Below are 9,215 nucleotides of genomic sequence, written 5' to 3' on the forward strand. Positions count from 1 at the left end.
CAGGCCCGGCGCATGAGCCAGGGGCAGGGGCCGGCCCGCGTCCGGGTGACCGCCCCGCGGACGAGGGCAGTCGTGGCGCGCAGCCGGTTCAGCGTCTCGCGCGAGCTGGCCGAACAGTCCGAACTCGGCGAAATGTTCGTCCGCTCGCTGATGCGCTCGCAGCTGCGCCTGGCCCTCGTGGTCGCCGGCGGCTTCGCCCTGATCCTGCTGGGTGTGCCTGCACTGATGCTGCTCTTCCCCAGCATCAACAACATGACCGTCTTCACCGTGCCGCTGCCCTGGGTGCTGCTCGGCGCTGCCATCTACCCGGTCATCATCATCTGCGCCGCGCTCTACAACCGTGCTGCGGCCCGCAATGAGCACCGTTTCCGGCAACTGGTCGACGACGGCCGCAGCCCCCGTCCGGTCTGGACGGCAGATCCCGAATGAACCCCCTGGTCCTGGCCGCCCTTGCCGCAGTCTGCGCTGCGACCGTCCTGATCAGCATCTACGGGCTGCGGATCTCCCGGACCACCGGGGATTTCTATGTCGCTTCCCGGACGGTGCGGCCGTGGTGGAACGCGTCGGCGATCGGCGGCGAGTACCTGTCGGCCGCCAGTTTCCTGGGCGTCGCCGGGCTCATCCTGGTCTCCGGCATCGACGCGCTGTGGTTTCCGATCGGCTACACCGCCGGCTACCTGATGCTCCTGTTGTTCGTGGCCGCCCCGCTGCGCCGCTCCGGCGCCTACACCATCCCCGACTTCGCCGCAGCCCGGCTGGACTCGCGGCCGGCCCGCCGGGTGACCAGCATCCTCGTGGTGGTCATCGGCTGGCTCTACATTGTGCCCCAGCTGCACGGTGCCGCCCTGACCGTGCGCATAACTACCGGCCTCCCCGCATGGGTGGGCGCCGCCGTCGTTGTTGTGGTGGTGGTCCTGACAGTGATTGCGGGAGGAATGCGCTCAATCACCTTCGTGCAGGCCTTCCAGTACTGGCTGAAACTGACGGCGCTTGCGGTGCCGGCTGTCTTCGTGCTCCTCAGCCTCGGGGCGCAGGGCGCGCCGATTACCGACGGCGGGGCCGCATTCCACCGGGACCTCGATGTGACGGACCAGGCCTCCCTCTACCGGAACGCCTCGCTGGTCATCGCCCTGCTCTTCGGCACCCTCGGGCTGCCGCATGTGCTGGTGCGCTTCTACACCAATCCCGACGGACCGGCGGCACGCCGGACGACGCTGATCGTGCTGGGCCTGCTGTCCCTGTTCTACGTGTTCCCAACCATCTTCGGCGTGCTTGGGCGGATCTACACGCCGGAACTGGCCGAGGGCGGCCAGGCAGACGCAACGGTGCTGCTGCTCCCCCAGCAGGTGGTCGGCGGCACCGCAGGCCAGTTGCTGGCCGCCCTGGTCACCGGCGGGGCGTTCGCCGCGTTCCTGTCGACGACGTCCGGACTGGTGGTCTCGTTGGCCGGCGTGGTCAGCCAGGACCTCTTCCGTGGCAGCGTCCGGGGGTTCCGCTGGGCCGCGGTGCTCTCCGCCGTGGTCCCGTTGGCGGTGGCATTGGGCACCGATTCGCTGGCGCTGGCCGGGAGCATCGGGACGGTCTTCGCCTTCACGGCCTCCACGATCTGCCCGATGCTGCTGCTGGGGATCTGGTGGCGCGGCCTGACCGCGGCGGGCGCCATTGCAGGCATGGTTGCCGGTGCCCTCGCCTGCGGGGCAGCAGTCATCTCCGCCGCTGCCGCCGGCGCTGCGCTGGGCCCGTTCGCGGAGCTGCTGGCCCACCCCGCGGCTTGGAGCGTTCCGACGGCGTTTGCGGTCACTATCGCGGTCTCGAAGCTGACCGCTGCCCGCCGCCCGGCCACCGTCAGCCGGGTGATGGCGCGGCTGCACACCCCGGAACCGGTCCACGCCGGGTGGCGGCCTGCCGGGCCCCAGGACTAGTCGATCGCTGCCATCAGTTCGACGACGCGGTCCAGGAACGCATCCACCTGGGCTTCTTCGTAGCCTGCCTCGCCCTTGGCTTCGCGGAACACGGCTCGCCGGACCACATCCACGCTCAGCGGCTGGTCGTTCTCCAGGTACCCGATCAGTTCACTGCAGAGCGCGTCCACGTCGTCGATGTTGTAGCTGGGCGCATTGCGCTTGGACGGGCGGCGGAAACGTTCGCCCGGAGCCCGGTGCAGGCGGCCCCGCAGGACGGCAGAGGCCCTGCCGATTTCCGCCAGCCAGACTTCCTCGCCCTGGGCATCGATCAAGGCATCGCGCTCGCGCTGGGCGAAGACGTCCTCGAGCCGGTCCAGTGCGGAATCCACCGCCCGCGGGTCATAGCCGCCGCGTGCCGGTTCGAACGTCATCTCCCGCACGTCCCGGCTGGTGATCCGGCCGTTGTCCCCGGCGTGTGCGTTGAAATGCTCGCGCGCGTGGGCCAGGAACTGGTCCACCTGGCGGACGTTGTAGCCGTGCTCGCGGCGTCCCACCCGTTCGAACGGCGCCGTATCCTTACCCGAATCGCTTGCTTGTCGCGCCATGGTCAGCTGGTGCATCCCCCTTCAAGAGCGGCAGGCCGGGCCGCCGCAGTCCATGCTTGGTCCGGCTCTGCCGCCGGAGGATCAGTCAATAGTTTAGGCGCTGCTCGCACTGCCCGTGTCCGCGGCGGAACTCAGATGGCGCCGGGCGCCAGCAGCACCGCCAGGACATAGGCCACCGGCGCGGCGAAAACGATGGAATCCAGCCGGTCCATGACGCCGCCGTGGCCGGGCAGGATGTTGCTCATGTCCTTGATGCCGAGTTCACGTTTGACCATGGATTCGGCGAGGTCGCCTGCCGTGGACGCCGCCACCGTGGCGATGGCGAGCACCAGGCCGAACCACCACTGCAGGTCCAGGATGAACAGCGAGCACAGCACGCCGACCACAATCGCGCCGCCGACCGAGCCGGCGAAGCCCTCCCAGGATTTCTTCGGGCTGATCTTCGGCGCCATCGGATGCTTGCCGAAAAAAACCCCGACCAAATAGCCGAACGTGTCGTTCGCCACCACGAGCAGCAGCATGGTCGCCACCTTGAGGGCGCCGTCCTCCTCGTCGAGGAGCAGCACGGCGAAACTGATGAACAGCGGCACCCAGCAGAGCACGAACACTCCGGACATGATCCGGCGCACCGCGTCCCGCGACGACTCCAGGCACTGATAAACCATGATGGCCACTGCCGTCGCCACCAGCGCGAAGGCCTGCGCTTCCGGTCCACCGTAGTAGGCGGCTACCGGCATCGTCACGGCACCGGCGTAGAGCGGGGGCTTCGGCACATGGATGTCTTTGACGGCCAGCGCGCGCGACACTTCCCACACGCCGATGACGCAGAAGGCAGCCACCAGGGCCACAAAGGCGTCCGGCAGGAAGAACAGCCCGATCAGGACGCCGAGCAGCAGGGTCAGGCCCACCGCGATGGCTGCGGGAAGGTTGCGCCCGGCCCGGGAGGGCTTGACGGCGGCACGCTGCCGCCGTCGGCCCGCTCCGGCCGTTTGCTTGCCGGAACCAGCCTCAGGTGCCGGCGGACCGCCAGCCTGGGTTGAAGGCTGGTCCGTATCCATCAGACTTCGAGCAGCTCTGCTTCTTTGCGCTTGAGCAACTCGTCCACGTTGTCGGTGTGGGCCTTCGTCTTGGCGTCGAGGTCCTTCTCCGCGCGCGAACCCTCATCCTCGCCGATCTCCCCGTCCTTGACCAGCTTGCCGATGGTGTCCATCGCGCGCCGGCGGATGTTGCGGATGGAGACCTTGGCGTCTTCGGCCTTGCCGCGGACCACCTTCACGTACTCCTTGCGCCGTTCCTCCGTCAGCTCCGGCAGGACCACGCGGATGACGTTGCCGTCATTGGCCGGGTTGGCGCCGATGTCGGACTCGCGCAGCGCCTTTTCGATGTCGTTCAGCGCCGCCTTGTCGTACGGCGTGATGAGCAGGGTGCGGGCCTCGGGGTTCTGGAAAGACGCCAGCTGCTGCAGCGGGGTCGGGGTGCCGTAGTAGTCCACCGTGACCTTGGAAAACAATGCCGGGTTGGCCCGCCCAGTGCGGACAGTCGCGAAGTCTTCCTTGGCCACTTCGACGGCCTTGTCCATCTTCTCGACAGCCTCAAGCATTGTTTCCTGAATCACGGTCTCTCCTTCGACATTCTTCTCCGCTGCACGCGGTTTAGGACTCTGTTACCCATCCTAGGCCATGCGGCCCGGCATCCCTGGTCAGGCGGAAACGAAGGTTCCGATCTTCTCCCCGAGGATAGCCCGGCTGACATTCCCTTCGCCTTCCATGCCAAAGACGACCATGGACAGCTTGTAGTCCCTGCACAGGCTGAAGGCGGTCTGGTCCATGACACGGATGTTGCGGATCATGGCCTCGTCGTAGGTGAGCTCGTCGAGCTTCTGGGCCTGCGGATCCTTCTTCGGGTCTGCCGTGTAGACCCCGTCCACACCGTTTTTGGCCATAAGTACGACGTCGGCATGCACTTCCAGCGCACGCTGGGCTGCGACTGTGTCAGTGGAGAAATAGGGCAGTCCGGCGCCGGCGCCGAAGATGACGACCCGGCCCTTCTCCATGTGGCGGATCGCCCGACGCGGGATGTAGGCCTCGGCGACCTGGCCCATCGTGATGGCGCTCTGCACACGGGTGTCGACCCCTGCCTGCTCGAGAAAATCCTGCAGCGCCAGGCAGTTCATCACGGTGCCTAGCATGCCCATGTAGTCGGCCCGCGACCGGTCCATGCCGGACTGGGAGAGTTCGGCCCCGCGGAAGAAGTTTCCGCCGCCTACCACGATGGCCACTTCCACCTGCCCCACCGTGGCGGCAATCTGCTTGGCGATGCCCCGCACTGTATCGGGATCCACGCCGAGCTTGCCGCCGCCGAAGACCTCACCAGAGAGCTTGAGCAGGACCCGCCGCCGCTTGGGCTGGACGTCGGCAGCGTTGGTTTCGGTTACGGTCTCGGATTCCACTGTGCCTCCCGGGCATACGTTGGTTCGACAGTTGATGATCGGCTCGTTGAAGTTATCGGGCAGGAAAAAGGGGCGGCCACCATTGGTGACCACCCCCTCTTCACTGGTCGGATCGACGCCGCCTAGGGCACGATCCTCAGGATCGCTATCGGCGATGTTATCAGGCGCCCACGCGGAAACGTGCGACTCCGGTGGCATTGGCACCGGCCTGCTCGAGGACCTTGCCGACCGACACCTTCGGGTCCTTGGCAAACGGCTGGTCGAGCAGCACGATCTCCTTGAAGAACCCGTTCAGGCGGCCTTCGACGATCTTCTGCAGCGCAGCTTCCGGCTTGTTCTCGGCACGAGCGGTTTCTTCCGCAATGCGGCGCTCGTTCTCGACGGTGTCGGCCGGAACTTCGTCGCGGGTCAGGTAGGTCGGAGCGAATGCAGCGGCGTGGACCGCGACGTCGTGGGCGGCCTCGGCTGCACCGTTGCCCTCGGCGTCGACGGCGAACAGGACGCCAACCTGGGCCGGCAGGTCCTTGGACGTCTTGTGCAGGTAGGCGTCGACGGTCTTGCCCTCAACGCGTGCGACACGGCGGACGATAACCTTCTCGCCCAGCACTGCGCCCTCTTCGATGACGAAGTCGGCGAGCTTCTTGCCCTCGACCTCAGCGGCCAGCAGGCTGTCCAGGTCTGCGGCGCCGGAAGAAACGGCAACCTCGAGGACCTTGTCGGCCAGGGCGATGAACTTGTCGTTCTTGGCCACGAAGTCGGTCTCGCAGTTGACCTCGACCATGACGCCTACGGTTCCGTCGATGACCTTGGCGGCAACCAGGCCCTCGGCGGTGGAACGGCCCTCGCGCTTGGTGGCGCCCTTCAGGCCCTTGATACGGATGAGCTCCATGGCCTTTTCGGCGTCGCCGTTGGCCTCGTCGAGAGCCTTCTTCACATCCATCATGCCGGCGCCGGTGCGCTCGCGCAGAGCCTTGATATCAGCAGCGGTGTAATTCGCCATTTGGACTCCAGTCCCTCCGTAGTAAGTACTTGTGCTGTTCCACCAGCGCGGCTGGCCGAAGTTCGGCCAGCCGCGGCGGTGGAGACCCGCCAGGCCGCGAAGGGCCTGCCGGGAAATCGGATTTACTTTTCGGTCTCGGATTCAGCAGCAGCCTCGGCCGGCACGGCCTCGGCAGCCGGAGCTTCGGCGGAACCGGAGCCCTCGAGCAGCTCGCGCTCCCACTCGGCCAGCGGCTCTTCGGTGCCGGTGGCAGCAGCGCCGCCGCCTGCAGCGCGGTTGTTGCGGGCGATCAGGCCCTCTGCAACAGCGTCTGCGACAACGCGGGTCAGCAGGTTGACGGAGCGGATGGCGTCGTCGTTGCCCGGGATCGGGAAGTCGACCTCATCCGGATCGCAGTTGGTGTCCAGGATGGCCACCACGGGGATGTTGAGCTTCTGGGCCTCGTCGACAGCCAGGTGCTCCTTCTTGGTGTCCACGATCCAGACCACGGACGGAGCCTTGGTCAGGTTGCGGATACCGCCGAGGGTGGTCTCCAGCTTGGTCTTCTCGCGCTGGAGCAGCAGGAGCTCCTTCTTGGTGCGGCCGGAACCTGCAACATCTTCGAAGTCGATCTCCTCGAGCTCCTTCAGGCGCTGGATGCGCTTGGAGACCGTGGAGAAGTTGGTGAGCATGCCGCCCAGCCAGCGCTGGTTGACGTACGGCTGGCCGACGCGGGTCGCCTGCTCGGCGATGGCTTCCTGGGCCTGCTTCTTGGTGCCGACAAACAGCACGGTTCCGCCGTGGGCCACGGTGGCCTTGACGAATTCGTAGGCGCGGTCGATGTAGGACAGCGACTGCTGCAGGTCGATGATGTAGATGCCGTTGCGCTCGGTGAAGATGAAGCGCTTCATCTTCGGGTTCCAACGGCGGGTCTGGTGGCCAAAGTGAACGCCGCTGTCAAGCAGCTGGCGCATGGTAACGACTGGCATGTCGTCACTCCTTCCGGCAGGCTGCCGCAATCGTGCGGGCAGTACTGCCACTAGACGGTTATCAGCCCGTGGCCCGGTTGGGCGGGGCTCCTGGCACCGGCCAGCCCTGGTCAACGAGGATCAGGGCGCACGTCCGGACCGGCCGAGCCGGACCGCCTGGACGTACTCCTGCCGGGAAGATTTCCCGGCGGGTAACAGATGCGCGTAGTCAGTTCGTTCTTCATCTCAGATCCGCACGTAGTTTGGACATGACTCATGGAGACAGAAAACTGCTGTGCCAAGTGTACTACAACGCGGGGGCGCAGGCCGACGCGAGGGACGCGCTCGGAGCCTCCCTGCACAAGGCGGCGAAGCTGCTGCCGCATCCACATACCCGGCTGGCTCCAGCGAACTTTCGACCACCGCCGGACAGCATCGTTGCATGGCATTCGACGCGAAGTCTTTCCGCCTGCCGGCGCTGGCCCTCCTGCTTGCAGCGCTGGTGCTGGCCGCCCCCTCGGCCGCCGCCGGTTCCCGCGCCGGCGGCTTTGCCCCCGAGTGGAACTGGCCGGCCGACCCGGTTCCGCAGGTCCTCAAGACCTTCGATCCGCCGCCCGAGTCCTGGCTCAGCGGCCACCGCGGTGTCGACCTGGCGGCTCCTGGCGGCGGCGAGGTGCTCGCCCCGGAGGCGGGCCGCGTCAGTTTCGTCGGCACAGTCGTCGACCGCCCGGTCATCACGATCGACCACGGCAGTGGACTGCGCAGCAGTTTCGAGCCGGTGCGGAGCACCCTGGCCAAGGGCGACCTCGTCGATGCAGGCGACGCCATCGGCACTGTAGCCGGCGCCAGGCACTGCTCGCCGGGCTGCTTCCACTGGGGAGTAAGGCTTGGCGAGGACTACATCAATCCCCTGCAATTCGTCGTGGACCTGCGCCCCTCCGTGCTCCTGCCGCGTCCGGCGGAGATTGCCCCTTAGACGAAGGCGGCAATGCCGGTGATGGCGCGGCCGACCACCAATGAATTGATCTCATGGGTGCCCTCATACGAGTAAATCGCTTCGGCGTCGGCGAAGATCTTGGCCATCTCATAGTCCGCGACGATGCCGTTGCCGCCGAGGATGCTGCGGCCGAGGGCCACGCTTTCACGCATCCGCGCGGTGGTAAAGGCCTTGGCGAGGGCGGATTGTTCGTCCTGCGCGGCCCCGGCATCCTCCAGCTGCGCCAGCTGCACCATCATGCCCATCGACGCCACCGCATTACCGAGAATCTGCACGAGCTGCTGCTGGACCAGCTGGAAGGAGGCCAGCGGCTTGCCGAACTGCTGGCGCTGGAGCGAGTAGTTCCGGGCGACGTCGAAGGCAGCCAGCTGCTGCCCGACCGCCTGCCAGGCCACCGCCAGTCGCGTGACCTTCAGGACCTTGTTGGTGTCCTTGAAGCTGTTGGCACCCTGCAGCCGGTACTCCTCCGGCACCGCGACGTTGTCGAGGATGATGTCGGCGTTCTGGACGGTCCGCAGGCTGATCTTGTTCTCGATCTTGGTGGCGGTGTAGCCAGGGAGGCTGGTATCAACGAGGAACCCCTTGACCTGGTTGTCATCCAGGTCCCGTGCGAAGATGACGACCCAGTCCGAGAAGGTGGCATTGCCGATCCAGCGCTTGGCCCCGTTCAGGATCCACTGGCCGCCCTCCCGCCGGGCCGTAGTGCGCGTCCCGCCGGCAACGTCCGAGCCCCCCAGCGGCTCCGTCAGGCCGAAGGCGCCGATCTTCTTCAGCGCGTAGATATCCGGCAGCCACGCCTCCTTCTGCTCATTGGAGGCCAGCACCTCGATCGATCCCGTAAACAGTCCATCATGGACGCCCATGAAGGTGGCGATCGAGGTATCTGCCCGAGTGAATTCGGCATGGATCATTCCCGCCAGAAGATTCGAATGGCCCTGCCGGCGCACCGGCGAGACGACATCCAGTTCCGCCAGCTTCGGAATGATCTCCGTGGGGAATTGGCCCCTCGTCCAGCAATCCACAGCAATGGGCCGAACCTCCTTGGCCAGCCAGTCCCGCACCTCCTGCAGCCGGTCCCGTTCGGCCGGCGCGAGCAGCTGCTCGAAGGCGTAGAAATCGCCGTCGGAGTAGGGAAGGTTGTCCGGATCAATCACAGTGCGCCCCATGGCTGCTCCTTGGTTGTGCCGCCGGCGCCGAAGCCAGCCGTCGTGAACAAGTTACTGGGAAGTAACTTAGTCTATCGGCGGCGCTTCGGCAACGGCAGGCGGCGGTGCTGCCTGCGGCGGAACGGACAAGGCCCCGGCGGAACCCGT

The 9,215-nt window shown here is 66.4% G+C and carries 10 protein-coding genes; 3 read left to right on the forward strand and 7 right to left on the reverse strand.

Annotation, left to right across the window (positions count from 1 at the left end; translation table 11 throughout):
- Window positions 1-12: 12 nt before the first annotated feature.
- Window positions 13-429 carry a hypothetical protein gene (locus D477_RS18900; RefSeq protein WP_052510852.1) on the forward strand — a complete coding sequence of 139 codons (417 nt, stop codon included), beginning with the start codon at window positions 13-15 and terminating at the stop codon, window positions 427-429.
- Window positions 426-1,922: a sodium/solute symporter gene (locus tag D477_RS18905; RefSeq protein ID WP_005273752.1), complete on the forward strand. Its 1,497-nt coding sequence runs from the start codon at window positions 426-428 to the stop codon at window positions 1,920-1,922. The genes D477_RS18900 and D477_RS18905 overlap by 4 nt, the downstream gene beginning before the upstream one ends.
- Here D477_RS18905 and D477_RS18910 read toward each other — a convergent pair.
- The 6 genes from D477_RS18910 to rpsB all read right to left on the reverse strand — a co-directional run bounded on the left by D477_RS18910 (window position 1,919) and on the right by rpsB (window position 6,926).
- A complete protein-coding gene (locus D477_RS18910) occupies window positions 1,919-2,509 on the reverse strand; it encodes a DivIVA domain-containing protein (RefSeq protein WP_052510853.1) in 591 nt (196 codons plus the stop codon). The two genes, D477_RS18905 and D477_RS18910, sit on opposite strands and share 4 nt — an antisense overlap.
- Before the next feature lie 131 nt (window positions 2,510-2,640).
- Window positions 2,641-3,567 (reverse strand): phosphatidate cytidylyltransferase, encoded by a 927-nt coding sequence (locus D477_RS18915; protein WP_005273758.1) that lies wholly within the window; start codon window positions 3,565-3,567, stop codon window positions 2,641-2,643.
- Window positions 3,567-4,124 carry a ribosome recycling factor gene (gene frr, locus D477_RS18920; RefSeq protein WP_005273761.1) on the reverse strand — a complete coding sequence of 186 codons (558 nt, stop codon included), beginning with the start codon at window positions 4,122-4,124 and terminating at the stop codon, window positions 3,567-3,569. The genes D477_RS18915 and frr overlap by 1 nt, the downstream gene beginning before the upstream one ends.
- Window positions 4,125-4,208: 84 nt before the next feature.
- The gene (gene pyrH / locus D477_RS18925; protein ID WP_043847709.1) at window positions 4,209-4,958 is read right to left on the reverse strand and encodes a UMP kinase; all 750 of its coding nucleotides are present in this window, start codon (window positions 4,956-4,958) and stop codon (window positions 4,209-4,211) included.
- A 160-nt stretch (window positions 4,959-5,118) separates the two neighbouring features.
- The gene (gene tsf, locus D477_RS18930) at window positions 5,119-5,958 is read right to left on the reverse strand and encodes a translation elongation factor Ts (RefSeq protein WP_005273768.1); all 840 of its coding nucleotides are present in this window, start codon (window positions 5,956-5,958) and stop codon (window positions 5,119-5,121) included.
- Window positions 5,959-6,080: 122 nt separating this feature from the next.
- Window positions 6,081-6,926: a 30S ribosomal protein S2 gene (rpsB, locus tag D477_RS18935; RefSeq protein WP_005273770.1), complete on the reverse strand. Its 846-nt coding sequence runs from the start codon at window positions 6,924-6,926 to the stop codon at window positions 6,081-6,083.
- Between the two features lie 421 nt (window positions 6,927-7,347).
- On the opposite strand from rpsB, the gene D477_RS18940 reads away from it, so the two are divergent.
- Window positions 7,348-7,881, forward strand: a complete 534-nt coding sequence (locus D477_RS18940; RefSeq protein WP_005273773.1) for a M23 family metallopeptidase — start codon at window positions 7,348-7,350, stop codon at window positions 7,879-7,881.
- Here D477_RS18940 and D477_RS18945 read toward each other — a convergent pair.
- Window positions 7,878-9,068 (reverse strand): acyl-CoA dehydrogenase family protein, encoded by a 1,191-nt coding sequence (locus tag D477_RS18945; protein WP_005273776.1) that lies wholly within the window; start codon window positions 9,066-9,068, stop codon window positions 7,878-7,880. The genes D477_RS18940 and D477_RS18945 overlap by 4 nt on opposite strands.
- Window positions 9,069-9,215 lie beyond the last annotated feature (147 nt).

It is taken from the genome of Arthrobacter crystallopoietes BAB-32 (genome assembly GCF_000328305.2).
GTDB classification, from domain to species: Bacteria; Actinomycetota; Actinomycetes; order Actinomycetales; family Micrococcaceae; genus Crystallibacter; species Crystallibacter crystallopoietes_A.